At 32.4% G+C, this 19,178-nt stretch carries 24 protein-coding genes; 11 read left to right on the plus strand and 13 right to left on the minus strand.

Going from position 1 to position 19,178, the window contains the following annotated elements:
- Nucleotides 1-234: 234 nt before the first annotated feature.
- From LACDD01_RS11915 to LACDD01_RS10705, 4 genes are all read right to left on the minus strand, one after another.
- Complete coding sequence (locus tag LACDD01_RS11915; protein ID WP_156468530.1) at nt 235-510, minus strand: hypothetical protein; 276 nt, start codon at nt 508-510, stop codon at nt 235-237.
- A gap of 57 nt (nt 511-567) precedes the next feature.
- Nucleotides 568-999: an ArsC/Spx/MgsR family protein gene (locus LACDD01_RS10700; protein ID WP_061415157.1), complete on the minus strand. Its 432-nt coding sequence runs from the start codon at nt 997-999 to the stop codon at nt 568-570.
- Entirely contained in the window at nt 974-1,141 is a 168-nt protein-coding gene (locus tag LACDD01_RS12110; protein ID WP_014386630.1) for a hypothetical protein, read from the minus strand. Before LACDD01_RS12110 ends, LACDD01_RS10700 begins: the two co-directional genes overlap by 26 nt.
- Nucleotides 1,142-1,247: 106 nt before the next feature.
- Nucleotides 1,248-1,751, minus strand: a complete 504-nt coding sequence (locus LACDD01_RS10705) for a hypothetical protein (protein ID WP_061415158.1) — start codon at nt 1,749-1,751, stop codon at nt 1,248-1,250.
- A 222-nt stretch (nt 1,752-1,973) separates the two neighbouring features.
- Here LACDD01_RS10705 and recA point away from each other — a divergent pair, with 222 nt between their 5' ends.
- Entirely contained in the window at nt 1,974-3,113 is a 1,140-nt protein-coding gene (gene recA / locus LACDD01_RS10710) for a recombinase RecA (RefSeq protein WP_061415161.1), read from the plus strand.
- Between the two features lie 128 nt (nt 3,114-3,241).
- On the opposite strand, the gene LACDD01_RS10715 is transcribed toward recA, so the two are convergent.
- The 7 genes from LACDD01_RS10715 to LACDD01_RS10745 form a co-directional block, all read right to left on the minus strand.
- Entirely contained in the window at nt 3,242-3,499 is a 258-nt protein-coding gene (locus LACDD01_RS10715; RefSeq protein WP_061415163.1) for a hypothetical protein, read from the minus strand.
- 140 nt (nt 3,500-3,639) lie between these two features.
- Nucleotides 3,640-4,017 carry a hypothetical protein gene (locus tag LACDD01_RS10720; RefSeq protein WP_061415165.1) on the minus strand — a complete coding sequence of 126 codons (378 nt, stop codon included), beginning with the start codon at nt 4,015-4,017 and terminating at the stop codon, nt 3,640-3,642.
- Between the two features lie 15 nt (nt 4,018-4,032).
- Nucleotides 4,033-4,755, minus strand: coding sequence for a ParB/RepB/Spo0J family partition protein (locus LACDD01_RS10725; protein ID WP_061415167.1), 723 nt, complete (start codon nt 4,753-4,755; stop codon nt 4,033-4,035).
- A 2-nt stretch (nt 4,756-4,757) separates the two neighbouring features.
- The gene (locus LACDD01_RS10730; RefSeq protein ID WP_061415169.1) at nt 4,758-5,519 is read right to left on the minus strand and encodes a ParA family protein; all 762 of its coding nucleotides are present in this window, start codon (nt 5,517-5,519) and stop codon (nt 4,758-4,760) included.
- On the minus strand, nt 5,516-6,640 hold the full coding sequence (locus LACDD01_RS10735; protein WP_061415171.1) for a RepB family plasmid replication initiator protein: 1,125 nt from the start codon (nt 6,638-6,640) through the stop codon (nt 5,516-5,518). Before LACDD01_RS10735 ends, LACDD01_RS10730 begins: the two co-directional genes overlap by 4 nt.
- 241 nt (nt 6,641-6,881) lie before the next feature.
- The gene (locus LACDD01_RS10740) at nt 6,882-8,006 is read right to left on the minus strand and encodes a RepB family plasmid replication initiator protein (protein ID WP_061415173.1); all 1,125 of its coding nucleotides are present in this window, start codon (nt 8,004-8,006) and stop codon (nt 6,882-6,884) included.
- A gap of 260 nt (nt 8,007-8,266) precedes the next feature.
- Entirely contained in the window at nt 8,267-9,016 is a 750-nt protein-coding gene (locus LACDD01_RS10745) for an XRE family transcriptional regulator (protein WP_014386623.1), read from the minus strand.
- Nucleotides 9,017-9,646: 630 nt separating this feature from the next.
- Here LACDD01_RS10745 and LACDD01_RS10750 point away from each other — a divergent pair.
- The 8 genes from LACDD01_RS10750 (at nt 9,647) to LACDD01_RS10785 (ending at nt 16,069) form a co-directional block, all read left to right on the plus strand.
- Nucleotides 9,647-9,946 carry a hypothetical protein gene (locus LACDD01_RS10750; RefSeq protein ID WP_061415177.1) on the plus strand — a complete coding sequence of 100 codons (300 nt, stop codon included), beginning with the start codon at nt 9,647-9,649 and terminating at the stop codon, nt 9,944-9,946.
- 24 nt (nt 9,947-9,970) lie between these two features.
- Complete coding sequence (locus LACDD01_RS10755; RefSeq protein ID WP_061415178.1) at nt 9,971-10,264, plus strand: hypothetical protein; 294 nt, start codon at nt 9,971-9,973, stop codon at nt 10,262-10,264.
- A gap of 599 nt (nt 10,265-10,863) precedes the next feature.
- Nucleotides 10,864-11,058, plus strand: a complete 195-nt coding sequence (locus tag LACDD01_RS10760; protein ID WP_061415180.1) for a hypothetical protein — start codon at nt 10,864-10,866, stop codon at nt 11,056-11,058.
- A 3-nt stretch (nt 11,059-11,061) separates the two neighbouring features.
- Nucleotides 11,062-11,937: a hypothetical protein gene (locus LACDD01_RS10765; RefSeq protein ID WP_061415182.1), complete on the plus strand. Its 876-nt coding sequence runs from the start codon at nt 11,062-11,064 to the stop codon at nt 11,935-11,937.
- A gap of 28 nt (nt 11,938-11,965) precedes the next feature.
- On the plus strand, nt 11,966-12,337 hold the full coding sequence (locus LACDD01_RS10770) for a hypothetical protein (RefSeq protein WP_061415184.1): 372 nt from the start codon (nt 11,966-11,968) through the stop codon (nt 12,335-12,337).
- 190 nt (nt 12,338-12,527) lie between these two features.
- Nucleotides 12,528-13,907, plus strand: coding sequence for a hypothetical protein (locus tag LACDD01_RS10775; RefSeq protein ID WP_231863446.1), 1,380 nt, complete (start codon nt 12,528-12,530; stop codon nt 13,905-13,907).
- Between the two features lie 31 nt (nt 13,908-13,938).
- Entirely contained in the window at nt 13,939-15,186 is a 1,248-nt protein-coding gene (gene mobP2, locus LACDD01_RS10780; RefSeq protein ID WP_061415186.1) for a MobP2 family relaxase, read from the plus strand.
- 475 nt (nt 15,187-15,661) lie between these two features.
- Complete coding sequence (locus LACDD01_RS10785; RefSeq protein WP_061415188.1) at nt 15,662-16,069, plus strand: hypothetical protein; 408 nt, start codon at nt 15,662-15,664, stop codon at nt 16,067-16,069.
- Here the strand turns inward: LACDD01_RS10785 and LACDD01_RS10790 are convergent.
- Nucleotides 16,066-16,992 (minus strand): hypothetical protein, encoded by a 927-nt coding sequence (locus tag LACDD01_RS10790; protein ID WP_061415190.1) that lies wholly within the window; start codon nt 16,990-16,992, stop codon nt 16,066-16,068. The genes LACDD01_RS10785 and LACDD01_RS10790 overlap by 4 nt on opposite strands.
- 84 nt (nt 16,993-17,076) lie before the next feature.
- Here LACDD01_RS10790 and LACDD01_RS10795 point away from each other — a divergent pair, with 84 nt between their 5' ends.
- Nucleotides 17,077-17,784 (plus strand): DUF3991 domain-containing protein, encoded by a 708-nt coding sequence (locus LACDD01_RS10795; protein ID WP_061415192.1) that lies wholly within the window; start codon nt 17,077-17,079, stop codon nt 17,782-17,784.
- Here LACDD01_RS10795 and LACDD01_RS10800 read toward each other — a convergent pair.
- On the minus strand, nt 17,760-18,056 hold the full coding sequence (locus LACDD01_RS10800) for a BRCT domain-containing protein (RefSeq protein ID WP_061415195.1): 297 nt from the start codon (nt 18,054-18,056) through the stop codon (nt 17,760-17,762). The two genes, LACDD01_RS10795 and LACDD01_RS10800, sit on opposite strands and share 25 nt — an antisense overlap.
- Nucleotides 18,057-18,241: 185 nt before the next feature.
- Between LACDD01_RS10800 and LACDD01_RS10805 the strand changes: the two genes are divergently transcribed.
- Nucleotides 18,242-19,114, plus strand: a complete 873-nt coding sequence (locus tag LACDD01_RS10805; RefSeq protein ID WP_061415197.1) for a helix-turn-helix transcriptional regulator — start codon at nt 18,242-18,244, stop codon at nt 19,112-19,114.
- Nucleotides 19,115-19,178: the final 64 nt, after the last annotated feature.

The following is a 19,178-nucleotide window of genomic DNA, read 5'->3' on the forward strand; positions in this document are numbered from 1 at the left end:
AACTGAAGTCTTTCTTCAGTTTTTTTATTTGTTTCGTAACATGGGACCATGTTGCTCTGCTTGCAAAAGCCCTAGCCTATAAAATTTATGTGTCCATCAGAGTATACTCTGATGGACACTTTTATTATAAATAGTAAATTTGACATAGATTATCAATATGGTATAATGGAATAGAAAAAAGCGACAGGAATTGCCGTTCCCATCGCTTGATAAGTCTCGGAGTATTACTATCTATTAGCGTTTACTTTTATAGTGAACGCTTTTTTTGATGCGATAAGCTCTCGCACAGGAAATTTTATATTTCCCATAAGCAATGTAAAACTTACCTAATGCACCAAGTATAATCGCAACAGCCGTAGCAATTCCGATAACCAAGTAATACTCCCTCTCCATAGATGTAGACATAAGGTTATACCTCCAGTCTCGAATAAATTTGAGAGAATAGCCTCCTGTCTTTACTCCATAAAGAAACTTATCAGGGGCTTCAGAGTAATGAACTGTCCACTCCATAAACTAATTATACCATAGAGAACACAAGACCTGCAGTTAAATTCAGGCTTTTTTTTATTAACCTGCAAGCAATTCTAATCGTCTTAAGTGAGATATTTTTGTCTTTGCATCGACTCTTCTTTTTTCCTTTGGGATAAACTTTCTAATGTTCTCACTGTCGTATCCCAGCTGTACTCTTTTTTCATCAAAAATAATAGGCGTACACAGTAATTCCATATGATTTTGTAAAAAGGATAGAGCGGACTCTAAAGACATTTCCTCGATACTCTTTACAAGCCACTGATAGTTTGGGTCTGTCTTTTTCTTTCGGCCATATAATGCAGATAGCCCCTCTTCTTCCAGGCTTAATATTTGAATCAAAATATCACGAGTAAGATTGAAAGGTTGACGGCTGATATTGATTTCTTCATAATCAATGTCATGAGTATCTAGCCACCGTCTCGCACTTCGACATGATGTACTGCTATTCTTTGTGATTATCGTTACCATTCTCTTCTTCCTCCTGCTCTTCTATAAACTTCTTCTGCGCTTCAGATAATTCCCCTGTCGCAAAAGCCCCCCACTTCATCATTCCTCGGTCATGATAAGTTCTGATGGCTTCATATTCACTGTATGAACGATCCACTGTCATATATATCTTTACCTCCTTCTGCAGCATGTCCGCCTACCATTTTATGTCACTCTAACACTCTTGAACCTAAATCTAATGCACTTGCTTTGGTTTTTCAACAGTCAGTTCATTCATTAATCCAAATATCCACTAACTCTTGTAAGGTTTTCTGATAATCTACATAATTTTGAAAGAAATAATTGCCAATAAGTGCCACTTTTACCCCTTCCTCTAAACCCTTAAAATCTATCTGTCTTATTTCCCCATTCGAAGATTTTTTCTTCTCTACTACTATTAAACTAGAAGGATGATGAATTTCTTTTCTAATTCCAACCGTCAAAAATTGAGGTTTAAATTCTTCTGTTTTATACAACATCAGATCAAGTAAAAATTGAACAATATTTTTCTGATTCAATTTTGTAATTCCTGCAAACTCTAAAACAAAATACTTGTCATCTATTTCTTTCTTTTTTGTCATTTTAAAATAAAATAAATGCTCATATTCATCTTTAATATTTTCAATATTAAGCTCCTCCTTAGTTAAAAAAAGAAAACAGCCAATTCCATTTAAGACAATAGAATATTTCTTTTGACTTTCTAACTTTGATAGTTCTTGTAAAAGATTTCCCATCTTTCTTTTTCCTTACTTATATATTTATTCTACTCAAACCCTTATTATTGAATATATCAATATTATATCCTTATTCCTGTTCCTTTTCAACTCAAATTACTACTTTTTTCAATATTTTTAGTTGATTTATGGAGTTTTATTGACTATAATATTGATATATTCAATAATTTTTTTATTTATAAATAAAAAATAAACATTAAAATTCTTAAATGGAGAACGAGCATGGCTAAAAAAAAGAAAAAACTAGAAGAAATTACAAAAAAATATGGCGAAGACCGTGACAAAACTTTGAAAAAAACTTTAGACGATATTGAAAAAGATTTTGGTAAGGGTGCTTTAATGCGTCTTGGAGAGAGAACCAACCAAGAAGTTCAAGTCATAAGTTCTGGAAGTTTAGCACTTGATATTGCCCTTGGAGCTGGTGGCTATCCTAAGGGACGTATCATTGAAATATTTGGCCCAGAAAGCTCTGGTAAAACTACAGTAGCCCTTCATGCCATCGCTCAAGTTCAAAAAGAAGGAGGGTTGGCAGCCTTTATTGATGCAGAACATGCTTTAGACCCTGTTTATGCTTCTGCTCTCGGTGTTAACATCGATGAACTTCTTCTCTCACAACCTGATTACGGAGAACAGGGTTTACAGATTGCAGAAATATTAATTGAATCTGGTGCTCTTGATTTAGTTGTTATTGACTCGGTTGCAGCATTGACACCACGTCAAGAAATAGACGGAGATATCGGTGACAGCACGATTGGATTACAAGCACGTATGATGAGTCAAGCCATGCGTAAACTCGGAGCACATATCAATAAAACAAAAACAACAGCTATTTTTATCAACCAATTACGTGAAAAAGTAGGGGTATCATTTGGGAGTCCTGAGACTACTCCAGGGGGACGTGCACTTAAATTTTATGCTTCAGTACGTTTAGATGTTCGAGGAAAAACGAAAATTGAAGAGGGAACAAATGATAATAAAAAATCACTTGGGCGAACAACTAAAATCAAAGTTGTTAAAAATAAGATTGCTCCACCATTTCGAGAAGCAATGGTCGACATCATGTTTGGAGAGGGGATATCGAAAACAGGAGAACTTTTAACTATCGCTGTAAATGAAGATATTGTAAAGAAAGCAGGTGCTTGGTTTTCTTATAATGATGAAAAAATTGGTCAAGGAACAGAAAAAGCGAAAATTTTTCTCAAAGAACATTCTGAAATTTTCAATGAGATTGATCGAAAAGTCCGAGAAAAATATGGTTTGATTAAAAAAAACGAGTCAGATATTAAAGAAGAAAAGTCCAAACCCAAAGAAAAAACATCTAAAAAGGTTGAACTACAAGATATTGAACTAGAAGTCGAATAAGACGGAAACTAGCCTTTAAGACTCCCAAAAAAGATATTTACGGACGCTTCCTATTGGAAGAAAGAACAAAAAAGAGATATTTACTAATTGAGATATATACATACTTATATATTAGTAAATATCTATATTTATAAATTTAGATATTTCGACAACTGACTTATTAATTCATTAATAAAACTTGATGCAGAAGGAAATCCTTGTTCCTTGGAAATTGCAGTTAGTTTTTTTCTTACACTTGGTTGCAAACTGAATGTATAATTTTGAGTTTTTTCTTCTTTTTCTTTATAACTAGGAAGTGAAACTTTCTCATCACTTTCATTCACTTTTTTATTTTCTGGTTCACGTAGTGCTTGTTGTATTTTTTTATTTTTTGGATCAAAAGCCATTATATCTCCTTTATTTAACTAATATATTCTATAATTATAATCGTAAACATCAAATATAAACACACTTTATATGTCATTTATGAAATATATTGTGTATTTATACGTATATTTATTATTCATGAACAATAAATATATTATCTCTATATTATTGCCGAAATTTTATTAAAACTATCCGATATTTCATCAAAGAATTTTTTATGCTTCGTGTAAATTTTATGATCCGATTCAAATGCAGAAACTGATTTCTTATCCAAAGTAGTTCTATTAAAAATTTCTTTTTCCGGTATAATAGCTAAAATATTATTTTCGTCTTTAATTGCTTCCAAGAGTTCCCTAGAAGATTTTGTATTGTGCTTAACCATATTAGCAACATAATATAAATTTGCAGTAAAGTATGACTCTCTTGTCGAATAGTCAATTGCTTCGTCTTTCAAATCTTTGATTCTTTCTTCCAAATTAAATTTTGCATTATATCCATGCTCACTTGGAGTTAGAGGGCTAAACTTTGCCCCCCTCACAAAAAAAAGAAAGCCTTACTTGGCTTTCTCTTCTAAAAGTTTAATTATTCCTTCTTTAATTTTTGTCTCTTCTTCAGTATTCTCAAATTCCAATTTTTCGATTTGCTTAACAATTTTTTTAAGTTGAGTTACTGTGCTGACACTTTTAACTTTTTTGGGTTTTTCTTTTTCTCCTCCCTCTTTAACTTTGCGAATGATTTTCTGAGCCGTATAGTGACTTACACCAAATCTTTCTGCCACAAGTTCTCTTGTTTTACCTTTAATTGGTTTTCCATTTACTTCAATTCCTTGTTTTTTGGCTTGATCGATTAGATTCATATAATCTTCAACGACAGATATTTTTTCGCTTTCTTCCATATTTAGAAGTGAGCGGGTTTGTAGATTTGTTTCATGCAATTTCAGTCTAGTTATTATTTCATTCTCTGAAGAGTCAATTATCTTAGATAGTACTTCATAATCTGAAGGGAGTTTATCATCTTCAATAAGTTTTTTAATCGCAGTAAATCTTCTATGTCCTGCAATCAATTCGTATTCAAACTTCCCTCTTTTTTTCACCAATAACGGTTGCAATAATCCTAGCTCTTCTATACTTGTAGCTAATTTATCTATATCAACAAGTTCGTAATTATTATTTTCGTTTTCTTTTATTTCATCTACTGGAATATTTTTTGTATTTGTTTTTTTTCTTTCATGCTCATCTTTTTTTATCAAATCAGTAAAGCCAAAATCGTTTGCCATGTTTACCCCTCCTTACTTATCACTTCATCAACTAGAGATAAATAATCTTCTTTTACACTTGAATCTCTTTTATCATCAATTAATACAACATTATTTAGTGCATTTTCAGTTATAGGTTTTGCTTGAAAACGAATAGTTGTATCAAAACGATTACCAGAAATTAGTTCCATAATTTGTTTATCTATATTATTCCTGTTTACCATTGTATAAAGAATAGTAAGTTCTGTATCAAGTTCATAATCATCAATGATTTGTTCAATGTTATTTAGTGTAGTTTGATAACCTTCCAATGCGAATTTATCAATTTTTATCGGAATAATAATCTCATCACTGGCAATAATAATATTCAATGTAATAAGATTTATTGTTGGAGAGCAGTCAATAATACAGTAGTCATAATCAGAAGAAACTTTTTTAATTATCTTATTGACGATATTTGAAGTATTTCGATTGAATGAACTTCGAATTTTCAACTCACTCTCTGCAACAGATAGATTAGAACCAATCATGTCTAGGTTTATATCGACGTTATAAATATATTCTGAAACATCTTCTAATTTTTCATCTAGCAAAATTTCTGCAAAACCTTTAAAGTCAGGACTTGTACGTTCTTCATCTAAAAATATACTCGTTGCATTAGCCTGCATATCTGTGTCAATATACAACACTTTTTTCCCTTTGTTTGCTAGGCCTTTCGCTAAATTATTACCTGTAGTAGTTTTTGCAACTCCACCCTTTAAATTTAATAAACTTATTGTTTTCATTTATGCACTCCCAAATTTTCTTTTTGTATTATTGAACTTAAATAACTTTCAACTGCTTTTTTTAGATATTTTGCTGTGTTTCTTTTTGTATAACCCTCTTGTCTATCTTGAACATATTGTAGATGTATGAGGAGACCATTATCTCCTTTTATCTTCTCTAATTCTTGATATAATGGATACACATTTTTTTGTAATCCAACCATAAGGCTAATATCGGTCATTTCCATTGGATTTAAAAGAGAATTCTCTATTAGTAATCTTGTATATTTACTTTCCATTGAAAGTTTAAAATACTCAGCATCATCTAAACTTTGTTTTTCCTTGGATTCCAAATATTCAGGATCATCTTGTTCTTTTTTATAATCATTATCAGTTAGAATAATTTTCTTATCAATATGAAATATGATACTGTCGATGCTGCGACCTTTTTTTACTTTTTCATAGGTAACATTGAAATGAGTATTGTCATTAATTTCTTTTAATGGTTCATCAATCACTCTTTTAAAGAAATTCGAACTATGTTTATATTCATCCAATGTGTCTGTTATTTCTCTTAGTTCTAAAATACTATATTGAGGGTTTCTGTATTCCAATAATTGTTTTTTAGTACGATTTGATTTGTACTGATAATGTTCATACTGATTATATGATTTGGTAAGTAACTTATAAAAGATTATACTGTACTTACTATTGAGTTCCATAATATCTGTAATTGCATATTGAGTAAAGTTTGTTTTTAAATCAATCAAATAAGGCATAATAGCTTGATCAAATCTAATAATTACTTGACTATTATAATCATTCCATTCTACAAAGGGGATTGGTACAATACTCTTAAATTTAAAGCCTCTTTTTTTCTCTTCTTTAATTTGAAAAAAAGCTTGCTTTTGCATTTTTTCTATTGCCTCTTTAAAACGACTGTGCTTATTACTATCTGACACATCAAAAAAATCAAATAATTCCTGCTTCGATAAATAAACGATATTATCTTCTGGCGGATTTTCTGTATCAATGTAAGAAACGGCCATTTCAAAAATCTTCAAAGGAACTTTATCCATTTTGGCAACGCTAGTAATTAAGTCATTATGCTCAACAACATTTCTTTTCTCTAAATCATTCATCTATGACTTATTCCTTTTTTATTTTTATAGATTTATTATACCATTATATTGATACATTGTCAACGCATAACGTATCAATATACATAGTATTTTGTATCACTATACATATTATTTTGTATCAATAAAAACCTCGGACGGTTGATTATTACTGAGTTTTTTTTCTCCCAAAAGCTCAAAAGTTCAAAATATATAAGATAAACAAATAAAAAGGAGCTAAGGCTCCTTCTTTTTTATTTTTAAATTAATCAAAACTAGTTGAACTTACATACTGTTCTGCAGAAGTTTTTAAATACTTCACTATATTCTTTTTACTATCACTAAAATCTATCATTTTATCACGGACATACTCTAAGTGAGTAGTTAAGCCACTCTGTCCCTTACTTTGTGTGATGCTGTCGTAAACAGGATAAACATTTCTTACAAGTCCTATCATTCTTTCTTGATTTGCTATATCTGTTGCCTGAAGTAGTCCAACATTAATCAATTGTAAAGTGTAAGGATGTCCAACTGCAGAGTAGAATAATTTTTCATTTTCAACTTGCTTTTGCTCTAATGATTCTTGTGCTTTAGGATCATTGTCTTTGTAATTTTCATTCAACACTTTCTTTTTAGTTATAAAAAATTGTATTTCGTCAATATTTCTGCCTTTTTTTATCTTCTCATAATCTACATCAAAGTGTGTGTTATCATTAATTTCAGAAATAGATTTCTTTATTACATTAGTCTCAAAATTTCCAAAACGTGCATAGTCTGAATTTGTATCCGTTAATTCTCTTAATTCCTTTACAGAAATCTTTGGATTTTTGTACTTAAATAGCTGCTTTTGTGTGCGATTGGGTTTATCAGAATAATGCTCATACTGATTAAAAAACATACTTAGCCATTTATAGAGGATGATACTATACTTGCTGTTCAAATTCATAATATCCATAATCGCATATTGAGTGAAGCTCGTCTTCATATCAATTAAATATGGCATTATGTCTGGATTAAATCTAATAAATACCTCGTCATTATAATTATTCCACTTGACAGTAGGGATTGGAATGATACTTTCAAATTCGAAGCCTTTTCCTGTTTTTTCTCTTACTTGAAAGTATGCTTGTTTCTGCATTTTTTCTACAGCTTTCTTAAATCTAGTATGCTTATCGTTATCTGAAACATCAAAAAAACTGAATAGCTCTTTTTTTGAAAGATAAACAACATCATCTTTAGGAGGATTGTCCGTATCAATACATGAAACTGCAAGTTCAAATATCTTTAGAGGAGTTTTATCCATTTTCGCAATGCTAGTTATCAAATCATTGTGCTCAACAACCTTTCGGTCTTTTATAGCTTCCATTGCTAGTTTTTTTTCAGTATTCATTGAAACTCCATTTAATATTTTCGTATTTGATAACTATAGAGTACAATAATATAACTAGTCTGTCAAATCAGAACTAGTCATATACACAGTTTTTCCTAGTCATATACACAGTTTTTCCTAGTCATATGCACAGTTTTTCCTAGTCATAAAATCCTGTTAAGCCTTATGATTACTGGCTTTTTTTCATCGCAAAAGAACAAAAGTCAAAATATATAATATAAACTAATAAAAAAGGAGCTAAGGCTCCTTCTTTTTTATATTTAAATTTCTATTGGTAAGAAATGTTCTTTCACAACTCCAATTATTCGAGGATTTTCTTCAAAGGGAATAAATATATTAGGAAATAATCTATTACCTTCTTTATCTTCTAAATCATTTATCGACTCTAAAAGTAAGCCATTCTCAGTTTTAGATACACACTTTATATAAGCTTTTCCTCGTTCAACATCATCTACAGCACATACTTGACCAGGGTAGTCTATACATTCTTGATATTTTATTAAAGCTATCTCGCCATAATGATATTCGGGTTCCATTGATTCTCCCTTAATCCGTATAGCTCGATCATATGCAACATCTTTATTCCAGTAGACAGTTTCTTTAGCATAAGTGTTTGTATAACCTTCACCAAATCCAGCAGATAAAGCTTGTTCTTCCTCAACTTCATAGGGAATTAAGGAAGAATTAAACTGTATAATATTATTTTCTTCTTCTTGGTCTTTTAATTCTTGACGGGCAAAATTTACAGTTTTTTCTTGTCTAAATTCTGATAAATTTTCCATTATTTCGATAATCTCAAAAGAAGAACGAACATTTGTTTCACCTAAAAGATAACTCACTGAAACATTAAAATAAGATGCAATTTTTTCTAAACTTCTTTTATTAGGGTTTCTTTTTCCTTTTTCCCATTCTAATATTCTAGGTTGGGCAACGTTTAGATTTTCAGATAATTCTTTTTGAGTTAAACCAGCTTCTTTTCTTAGTTTTTTTAGTCTTTCAGAGAAATCCATAAAAAATTCTCCTTTCTTTTTAATTTCCTCTTGACATTATACGCAAAAAGGTATATTATATATTTATAGAGAAAATTTGACTGATATGTTAAAAGAATATACAAAAAGTACCTCAGTCCAAACTCGACGAATGTCTGAGCAAACCAAGGTACATTTCTCTTAATTTCTCACTTGATATGTTGAAAAACTATTTAAGTAGAAAACCTAAAATAATTATTGTATAGTAGTGCTGATGCACCTTGTCAAATGAAATAATAAGCAATGTAAGATACTGCTATTATATCATTTATATCAAGGGAAAGCAAAGGCTTTATTTAGCATGGAGTTTTCTCAAATTCCATGCGGGCGTTAATGTTTAACGCTCTTTTTTGCGGATATGGTACTGTAAATTTTTAAGGTGAATAGGAATGTACAGTTTGAAAGGTTCAACTCCTTTTGTCCGCTTTGCGTGGTTATTCTGCTTCTAGCAGCACCCACTGCTTTCTTGCTTTGTATAGTGGTATATCTTTCTACTCAAACCCTTTGAAGAAAGAGCAGCGTTCGACTCCTGCCAAAGCAATTTAAATCCAATATTCAATTTTCAAAAGATCGTATTTTTGAAAATGAGTTTAATTCAAAGGGGGATTATGGATGAAAATAGAATCAAAAAACTTTGTTTTAATGCCAAGACATTTAAGACGCTTTAACGGTAATGTGGTACAACTTTTCGATGGCAGAAAGGGAAAGATAAATTATCCCTATCTCATGGTCTCAGACGGGAACACAAAGCTTCCTGTTATGGTTGAAAGAAAAGAGAACTTTCAAGAAATACAAATGATTCTTAAAAAAGAAAAAGTAGGATACAGTATCTTTGCGGAACGTAAAAATAAATTTGCGGAGTTAAAGGTTTTAGGAAAAAAAGATAAAGGGGCTAAATTTAGCCCCCAATAAATCCTCGGATTAGGAGAAAATAATATGTCAGAAACATCAAAAGACAACTTGAAAGATTTTCTTAAGACTTATAGTGAAGAGGATATTGAAAAAATTCGTGAAAATAAAATACAATTGGTTACAGTGGAAGAATTTCAATCTGTATATCGTATGCAAGAAAAACAAAGAGAACTCATAAAACTTGAAAGGGAAGAAGATAGTGGGAAAAGAGAAACTTCTATCTTGGATATTTTGCAAATAATTGTTCTTGGTGTTCTTTCAATACTTTGTGTTATGTATTTATTAAAGGATTATATTCATCTCCATCTCATACATTAATTAATTTTATAGAGAAGTAGGTTACCTTCTGAAAAGAAGTAGGGGCTCGATTCCCCTATTCTCAATATAGTCGCCCAATGCGTGAAAGAGTAGCACAAGACTAAGTGAAACGTATGACGATTACAATTGAATACTCAGCTTGGTAGACTCTTGACGAGAGTAAAATGCCAATGTCTGCCCCTCTTATCAGCGTAGCTACTAAAGGGAGTGTGGAGTAGTCTGGAACGTGAGAACTTGTCCTGCTTCACACATATTTGCACCGTTTATCTTTGAATAAACGTATATACAAGAAGTCATTCAACAGAGAAGTTAGGATTGTGAGACCTAATATGACAATGCCAGATGCAAAATATGGGGATTGAACCTCCTGCCTTCGAGGAAAGGGTGAGCTACAATAAAGGTCGGCGATGCTGTAAAGGTGCCTTTGAGTTTGGGGTTAACTATAAACTCTGCGAATAATTTTATTAACGTCTTATAGACGACCAAAGTAACAGACAAACCAAAAATAATAAGAAAAGAAGTATATTCAAAATAAAAAAGCAAGACATCTATTTTTGATAGTTGTCTTTTTTTATATCAAAAATAGAAAAGAGACCACAATGTTAAAGGAACAAAACACACAGAAATTTAACGGAATTATTGATGTTAAGAAACACTTTGCGACAAGTAATTGTCCCATTTATGATGTGGTACTTTATAGTAATTTTAAAGATTACCCACATGCAGGTTTGCTATATTCTAAAATAAAGTTTGAAGAAGTGAAACAAATATTGGAATTTAGGAAAAAGGAGTAAAATATGAAATTCACAAAAAAACAATGGATGATTAGTGGTGCGGTAGTCGTATTATTAGCAGGTGGCGGTGCAGGAATTGTGGCCAACAATCAAGCCCAGGCACAAGCTGAGAAAACCGCACAGGAAGCTAAGACAGCGCACGACAATTTGATTAAAAAAGCGAAAAAAGCAACGGAAAAAGCCGAAACTTTTAAAGCTGAAGCCGATGTAAAAATAGCACAAGATGCAATCAAGAAACTTGATGAAAAAGATAAAACTGATCTCATTGCACGTGTAGAAAAAGTTCGTCAAAACTGGGATTTAGTGAACAAAGCAGATAAAGCTGTTACCAATGCTGAAAAAGTTCAAAATGATGCCAATGTAAAAACAGCCCAAACAGCAATTGATAAAATAAAAGATAACATGGCGAAGTCTAAAAAGGTTGATTTGCAAAAACGTTTGGATAAAGTTAAAACTGCAGTAAAAAATAATAAAGACCGTGCAAAAGCAAAAGCTGCAGAGGAAGCAAAATCTAAAGCAAATGCGGAACAACAAAAAGCACAAGCTGCCCAAGAACAAGTAAAAACACAAAATGAAACACAAGCTCCAGCTGCAGATGTAAATAACGCAGTTGCTCCACAAGCGGAAGGCCAAGCATCTAATGGTGCAGTTGACTATGGTCAATATGTCCAAGCTCCTGCACAAAATGCACCAAGCTATAATACAGCAACGCCTTCAGCACCAAGCACTGGTGGAAATGCTACTGCACCAACAAATCCCCCTGCACATAATGGTGGTGGAAATGCTAATCCAAATGTTTCTGGTAATGACCTAGCCCACGATGAAGAAAATGCTAATAACTCTCATGGTAATGATGGAGTTGTTAATGGCGGATGGTAAAAAATAAAGTTATTAGAAGGAATATAAAATGAATACAAAACAACACGCACAAGCTTATTTAAACAATTTAAGTATAAAAGGGAAAACACCAACAGGCGAAGCACAAAAATTAAAAACACAAGTTATTGATCAAAATTTAAAAAAATCGGAAGAATTTCTTTTGATTAAACATAAACCTGAAGGTGGAGTAGAGATAAAAGGACAATTTTTTAACGAGAAAAAACTAACAGAAAAAGAAAAACTACTCTTTCTTATTGGCGAAGCCTGTTATGCGGCTTCTTTTAAAATTAATGAACCAAAGCCTGAAGAAATTGAGACATTGGAACAAAGAAGAGAATTTTTTGATGACTTTATGCAGGAGGTGACGAATGTTGTAAAAACTTATCATCAATTGACTTAGAGAAAATATTAAGTAAATTAAAAATAGGGGGCAAAGTTTAGCCCCCTAAATTCAAAAACTCATAATCAAAAATAAAGCGGTTCGAATGAAGTGTTTTTTTATTTGCCCGAAATGGCATAAAACTATTCAATAAATATGACGTCAAGATCATATTTTTTTGTTTCTTATCTAAAATTTAAAAGGAGGAAAAATGGAGAAACATAAACATGCTATTCGAAGATTAGCACAAGCGTTAACCAAGAATACTAAAGTCACACACTTCAGCACTCGTAAGGTTGGGAAAGTATGGCTTACACGTTCCGCAGTTATTCTGGCTCTTGCAGGAGTAACAGGAATTGTCGCAACGGTTAATCCTAGTATTATCTCGACTGTAGCACACGCATTAACTTTACCATCTGGCAACACTCAAATTGGCTCAATTGGGAATGCTCCAGTAATTCAAACTTCTAACAATAATTTCTCGACAATGCAACCTTTGTTCGATAGTCTAACTGGTGCTATTCAACCAGAGTACATCGTTGGGGATACTCAAGATGGAACAGGAGGAAAACCAATCGCATGGAATAGTTCAACGACTTATGCAGGGACAGCTATTTCTAATGCAAATTCCCTAATTAGTGGTGCTAACGGTCTTTCATATGACACAATTCATTACGGGATGGGAATTAGTGATGGCTTCCAAGATGGAGATAAGTTTAATTACCTTAAACAAGGTCAAGCAATTGCAATTCATAATGTTGGTACAGCCTACAATGTAAAAACTGGTAAAAATATTCCTGTTGGTATGAAGGTAACCATCAATGATGCCACATACTATGATTCCACCACTAGTTCCTCTCCCCGTAATGTTTTTGGCGATGGTTTCAGGCTTTTAGTAGGGGCTCGTAATAACGGAGGTACAATTACATTAGGGTACATGGTCTCAATGGATGGAATTCCTAATTCGGGCTCTGGCCAAGGGAGTGAAGGCGGGGGTTCTGGCGGTTCAGGAGGAGACGCTATTGGAGCAGCTTCGGGAATACCAGAGTCAGTACGTGGAGTTATTACTATTGTGGATGAAAGCAATGGTAATCTGTTATCTTCAAGTACACTAATGGCAATGAAGGTTTCTGATATTGATGCAGGTCAGTCCGCACAACTTTCTAATGGTGCATTAGGATATATTGTTTCAAAACCAACTAACCTTGAACTAAGAAATAATATTTTGACAGCTAAGGGAAATGATACAGTTGTAGGAGATAATGCAAATCTAAATGCAAACTCATATATTGCTCTTTATAATGGAGCATCAACGGCATTAAACTTTGTTGATACAAATGGTAACCAAGGCCAAGGTTCAATCGTTCAAGCAGTATTTGGGAACTTAGGCAGTACATCTCCTCATCAATCTTTAGGCTATATTGAAATTGATAAAACAACACTTCAATATGGAAAAGACCTTCCCAATAATCTCTATGACTTCCAAGACATCTCCTTTGATGTTCTGGATAGCACTGGTAAGAAAGTAGATACGCTTAAACTTGTGCTTCACGAACAAATAAAAAGCTCGAACAGTATGAAAATGAATTAAGAGAGCAATGAAATAAAGGGAGGTTTTCGAATTGGCAAGTCCTGGTGTAATTGACAGTACAAAATTTGTGACACCACAGTCCAGCGGTTTCAAAAGTTATCTTAAATATATGAACAGGAGTGAAGCTGTACGTGCCGAAAAATACTCCGATTATAATGTGGCTCTTGATGATTTAAAAGAAAAAGATTTTGAAACTTATAACTACTATATGAGTAATCCTGAAAAGACATCGGCGCTTTTCAATTCAAAATATGACTACCTCACACCAGAACAAATGGAAGGGGTGATGGAACAGTTTAGTCAAGCACAACGCAATCAATCTTTGATGTGGCAACACGTAATTTCATTTGATAATCCGTGGCTAGAAAAACATGGGCATTACAATCCACTGACCCATGATTTAGATGAGGCAACGGTCATGCGAGCAACAAGAAACGCAATGACAGAACTCATTCATAATGAAAAGATGAATGGAGCAGTTTGGACAGCAGCAATTCATTACAACACGGATAATATCCACGTGCATATTGCAATGGTCGAGCCACACCCTACACGTGACAAATATTATCCTATTGGAAAGGATGGCGAAAGATTAAAAGACCCCAAAACTGGTCAAGACATTTGGGAATATCGTGGAAAAATTGCGCCCAAACATTTAGAACGTATAAAGTCGCAGGTTGCAAGTGCAATAGCAGACCAAAGTGAAATGTTATCTAAGATTGACTTGCTCTCTCGGAAACAAATTGGTCAAAGAGATAAACTCTATCGAGGTATTCGAGGGGATCGCACGCTGCAGAGAAAATATGATGAAATTTATCGTCACTTACCTGCACAAAGTCATCTTTGGAAATACAACAATAATGCCTTGTCCGAAGTACGTCCAATGATAGATGATTTTATTGATTACTATATTGAAACTTATCATTCCGAACGGTATGGAGAGTTAAATAATGAACTGGATAAAGCCACTTCTTTCTACAAAGAAACCTATGGCGAAAGTCGCTATGATGACTTTAAGGACAACAAGTTAAATGACTTACGTGCGAGTCTTGGAAATGGATTACTCAAAGATATGCAAGAGTACAAACGCTCCACTCTTCAGCATTCAAAACTCACACAAAAATATGACCCTCAAGGAAAATATTTCAAAGGTAACTCCAGGGGGCGGAGAGGGTCACTCCGTCATTTGAATGATGCCTTTGAAAAGTCCTATGAACAAATAAAAAACGAACGTGCTTATGAACGTTTGAAAGACAGTATTGAATATGATTTTGACTAAACAAAAATATATTATTCATCTATGATATAATTAATTTACAGTGTGAACAGCTCGCTACTTTGAAGCACTGTATAGGTCATCAGTGAGTACCTGGCACATCCTTACAAAGTTCTCGACCATGAGGAGGTGTTGCCATGGTACAATATCAGATAAGGAATACAAGTTTTGATTATAGCGATTGCCTGTGCAATTTCTATTGTTCTGACGGCTTATGGCAAATTAACAATTCGTCTTGCTATTGCCTACAGCATAAGAAAAAACGCTTCTAAGAAGAAGCGTTAACCAAAATGAGTACTCGACCTATGAGCGATAAGAATTGCACTTCTTATCGCTTTTTCTATTATTATAACACAAATAAACTAACTGTCAATATTATTCAAAAGAACCAAAGCACTTACTTTGGTTCTTTTTGTTCAATTAAAGAAATAATAATAATCACTATTTTTAAGTTTGCAATAGAAAGAGAATTTAAGTTATGGAGAAAAAGTTTTATAAACTGAGAAGCTACGATAGCGATGTAAAAGATCCTGAATACCTGTATAAATTTAAGTATCTAGGTTATTTTAGTATTACCCCCAAGCTCTTGGGTACGGTAAATATAAACAAAGAGATAAGCATTATTGAAAAGTGCTATCTTGTTGTCATTGAGAAAGGAGCCTTTATCATTAGAGTTTCAAAAGTTGAGGAAGTATTTGAGTTTCTTTATGAAAAGAATTGGTACAGGAATGAAGATAAACAACTTTTGATATTACAAATTTATTCAGAATATATACTACGTGATAATAAGGGCTATGAAGAGTGGGAAGACTGGGGCATTCATCCACTAGATCAAGAAGAAAAAGCAGAGGAGATTCTTAAGGGTCTCTTATGCTTTCATAATTAGTTCGGGGTTATAACAATGTGTTTAAGTATTTCGCTAATATTTTCTTGATTTAGATTAATATATTTGTTGTCGTAAATTTTAAAGTCTCCTTCATAATATAGAGTAAAGTAACTAAAATAGTTTTTATGGTCTTCTTTATAGAGTTTAGCCATTTTTTCTAATTCATTATAAAAAGTTTTTTTCCTATTTTTTTCGCACGTTTGTCGATATAACAAAAAAGAAATATTTTTATTTTCAATATTAGATAAGGTAGCTTTTCCAGTGAAAGTAATTCTAAGTGAATTTTCATCCTTTATTTCTGCTTTTGCTTGGCCATAGTAAATTTTAGGTAAATTACTGACTACAGTAGTAGGGTTTTTCCTATCAATTTTTTCAAAAATATCATTAAATTTTATCGGATTATGGTTTTTGTCAAATAATCTTACAATTTCTTTTAATCCTGATTTATGAGGGGTTCTCTTTTTTGAAGGAGTAGATTTTTTAGATTTTGTACTAGAAGTTTTACTTCCTGTTGCATCAATAATTGTAGATTCGGACTTGCTAGGAGTAGACTGATTAGGAATAAGCCCTTTACCTGTCAAAAATTCGATAACAAATTCATTCCCTGTTTGGGTGTAATGTGCAGTTTGTTCTTTTACACCTTCTCTTTTCTTAGCGATTTCTAGCCATCTAGGGCATGAAAGTAAATGTTCTTGTTTCTTTCTATTCACTAAGTATGGCGTTACTTTGTTCTTGTTTTTGGGGTCAGAAAAATCTACTTTATAATTAGCGCAAGAAATTTCAGCAGAACAATTTTCAGAACAATAAAATATAGTCTTATCATTGAATTCAGGGATTTTTTTGTTATAAAACTGATTGGCTTCAATCGCAGTGACATTAGGATAATTTGAACTTACAAAAACACTTTCGTACGTATAACTCATAAAGTAACCTCTTAATATTAATAAATTAATCATATCACAATAAATAAAAAAACAAACAATAAGTTAGAAGAAAGGAAATCAATTATGGCACTTATTCCAGATGAAGTAATAAATCGAGTTGAAAAAATGGATATACTCCAAGTCGCAAATCACCTCGGTTTAGAAGTAAGAAAAGTTGGAAATGGTTATCGAGCAGGGAAGAATAATGCATATGAGTTCTATCCCGATACAAATAAATTTTCAAACTACTATGCAGGTCAAAAAGGAGGAAATACAATAAACCTTGTTCAATATGAACGAGGTTCTTCTTTTGTCGAAGCAGTGAATTATTTAGCTGACCTTGACTTCTCAGAAGTAGAAGTTGATCTCACACCTAAAAAGAAGCCACCGTTTCAATGGTATTTCAAAACAGTAGACTTCCCAAGACGTGCGGAGAACTTCCTTGTAAATGAGCGAAAACTCCCACAAAACATGGTCAAACTTCTTCTGGAACGTCGCTATATTGTAGAAGATAAATTGGGAAATATTGTATTTCCTTGGTATAAAAATGACACACCTGTTGGTGCAGATGTGCAAGGAACAACCTTTAGAGAAGGTGAGGAACGACCCTATTTTAAAGGTGTTGCTAAGAACTCAGAACCCTTCGGCTTTAACATCAAAATAGGCAGTGGGGACGTCACTGACCTGTATTTCTTTGAAGCACCTATAGCTTTTCCTAATGTTTTCATATTTTCTCTTCTTCTATTCAAGTATTATACCATGCTCAATTATAACCCATTTGAGAGAAGTTGAAAAGTTTGAGATAAAAACTCAATAAATTCTTTCTCAGACATTATTCTTATTTGTTGTCCTGATTGGGCAGCTTTTTCTGCTTCTAAGAGCTTCTGTGATGGATGATAGCCTTCTATTAAATCAATTGGAAAATATCCTGTCACGAGTCGTGTAGTCTTTTTAGTAATACTACTTTGGCTGTGTCCTTTTAATCCAGTAATAATAGATTGTGCTTGTTTTCTTGTCATTGTTGTAAGTGTTCCAGTGAACACAAAATACTCATCTTTCAGCATTCACTCTACCTCACATTTTTTTGACTGAACTCATTGCTCAACTTACTTGTCCTTTTACAAATCCAATTATAGCAGAAAGTGACGATAAGCCATTGTAGTATACTCTAGTGACCCTTTTATAAATAGCAGAAATTATCAAAAAAAAAAATACTAATAACATATAATTGAATAATGAGGAGGGAATTATGGACTACAAAAAAGATATTCAAAAAGCATTATCTTATATTGAAAAAAATTTACATGAGAAGCTTTCACTAAAAGAAATTTCTAAAATAGCTTGTATGTCTGATTATCATTTTAAGAGAGTATTTAAGAAAGAAGTAAAAATGGGCGTATATCAATACATTCAACAAAGACGGATTTCAGAAGCTTCTTTTTTACTTTTAAATAGTGATTTATCAATAATAGACATTTCATTAGTGAGCGGTTATTCATCACAAGAAGCTTTTTCTAGAGTGTTTAAGGAGTATTATAATTTGCCACCTCGACAATATAAAAATAAATTTAAAAACTTTTTCAGGGAGAATATAATTATGACTAATCAAGAAATTAAAGGTTGGATTATTTCAGGTAGTAACATTGATGAATATAATATCATGTTAGATAATTCTACTTTTCATAGTGGCAATCAATCTGTGAAAATTAGTGGGAGTAAGAATTTGAACTCGGAAAATTTTACTACCGTTATGCAACAAATCAGTGCTAAAAACTATCTAAATAAGCGAGTTAAATTAAGCGCATATTTAAAATCTGAAAACATAGACGGCTGGGGTGGTATTTGGTTTCGAGTAGATGGTAAGAATTTTGAACAATTGAAATTTGATAATATGCAAGATAGACCTGTTGTTGGAACAAACTCATGGAATTATTATTCATCAGTACTAGATGTGCCAATTGAAGCAGATATTTTAAATTTTGGTTTTTTATTACAAGGTTCAGGTAATTTATGGGCAGATGATTTTAATTTAGAAGTAGTAACAAAAGATGTGAAAACAACTGATTTTTCTAGTGAACAAATTTATCCAGATGAACCAAGTAATCTTTCATTTACGCAATAACAACCAAACTCAATAGAGTATATGCTATTGTCCTTTTGGCAAAATAACTTATGAAAATATTACA

The sequence above is a fragment of the Lactococcus sp. DD01 genome (genome assembly GCF_001578715.1).
Lineage (GTDB): Bacteria > Bacillota > Bacilli > Lactobacillales > Streptococcaceae > Lactococcus > Lactococcus petauri.

What these genes read in the sequence shown, in the direction of transcription:
- LACDD01_RS10705 (WP_061415158.1), bottom strand. Translation starts at nt 1,751, where the DNA reads ATGGGAAATCTTTTACAAGAACTATCAAAGTTAGAAAGTCAAAAGAAA.
- LACDD01_RS10725 (WP_061415167.1), bottom strand. Translation starts at nt 4,755, where the DNA reads ATGGCAAACGATTTTGGCTTTACTGATTTGATAAAAAAAGATGAGCAT.
- LACDD01_RS10805 (WP_061415197.1), top strand. Translation starts at nt 18,242, where the DNA reads ATGGACTACAAAAAAGATATTCAAAAAGCATTATCTTATATTGAAAAA.
- LACDD01_RS10735 (WP_061415171.1), bottom strand. Translation starts at nt 6,640, where the DNA reads ATGAATGATTTAGAGAAAAGAAATGTTGTTGAGCATAATGACTTAATT.
- LACDD01_RS10770 (WP_061415184.1), top strand. Translation starts at nt 11,966, where the DNA reads ATGAATACAAAACAACACGCACAAGCTTATTTAAACAATTTAAGTATA.
- LACDD01_RS10785 (WP_061415188.1), top strand. Translation starts at nt 15,662, where the DNA reads ATGGAGAAAAAGTTTTATAAACTGAGAAGCTACGATAGCGATGTAAAA.
- LACDD01_RS10795 (WP_061415192.1), top strand. Translation starts at nt 17,077, where the DNA reads ATGGCACTTATTCCAGATGAAGTAATAAATCGAGTTGAAAAAATGGAT.
- LACDD01_RS10740 (WP_061415173.1), bottom strand. Translation starts at nt 8,006, where the DNA reads ATGAATACTGAAAAAAAACTAGCAATGGAAGCTATAAAAGACCGAAAG.
- LACDD01_RS10800 (WP_061415195.1), bottom strand. Translation starts at nt 18,056, where the DNA reads ATGCTGAAAGATGAGTATTTTGTGTTCACTGGAACACTTACAACAATG.
- LACDD01_RS10715 (WP_061415163.1), bottom strand. Translation starts at nt 3,499, where the DNA reads ATGGCTTTTGATCCAAAAAATAAAAAAATACAACAAGCACTACGTGAA.
- recA (WP_061415161.1), top strand. Translation starts at nt 1,974, where the DNA reads ATGGCTAAAAAAAAGAAAAAACTAGAAGAAATTACAAAAAAATATGGC.
- LACDD01_RS10745 (WP_014386623.1), bottom strand. Translation starts at nt 9,016, where the DNA reads ATGGATTTCTCTGAAAGACTAAAAAAACTAAGAAAAGAAGCTGGTTTA.
- LACDD01_RS10700 (WP_061415157.1), bottom strand. Translation starts at nt 999, where the DNA reads ATGGTAACGATAATCACAAAGAATAGCAGTACATCATGTCGAAGTGCG.
- LACDD01_RS11915 (WP_156468530.1), bottom strand. Translation starts at nt 510, where the DNA reads ATGGAGTGGACAGTTCATTACTCTGAAGCCCCTGATAAGTTTCTTTAT.
- LACDD01_RS10755 (WP_061415178.1), top strand. Translation starts at nt 9,971, where the DNA reads ATGTCAGAAACATCAAAAGACAACTTGAAAGATTTTCTTAAGACTTAT.
- LACDD01_RS10790 (WP_061415190.1), bottom strand. Translation starts at nt 16,992, where the DNA reads ATGAGTTATACGTACGAAAGTGTTTTTGTAAGTTCAAATTATCCTAAT.
- LACDD01_RS12110 (WP_014386630.1), bottom strand. Translation starts at nt 1,141, where the DNA reads ATGACAGTGGATCGTTCATACAGTGAATATGAAGCCATCAGAACTTAT.
- LACDD01_RS10760 (WP_061415180.1), top strand. Translation starts at nt 10,864, where the DNA reads ATGTTAAAGGAACAAAACACACAGAAATTTAACGGAATTATTGATGTT.
- LACDD01_RS10750 (WP_061415177.1), top strand. Translation starts at nt 9,647, where the DNA reads ATGAAAATAGAATCAAAAAACTTTGTTTTAATGCCAAGACATTTAAGA.
- LACDD01_RS10775 (WP_231863446.1), top strand. Translation starts at nt 12,528, where the DNA reads ATGGAGAAACATAAACATGCTATTCGAAGATTAGCACAAGCGTTAACC.
- LACDD01_RS10730 (WP_061415169.1), bottom strand. Translation starts at nt 5,519, where the DNA reads ATGAAAACAATAAGTTTATTAAATTTAAAGGGTGGAGTTGCAAAAACT.
- LACDD01_RS10765 (WP_061415182.1), top strand. Translation starts at nt 11,062, where the DNA reads ATGAAATTCACAAAAAAACAATGGATGATTAGTGGTGCGGTAGTCGTA.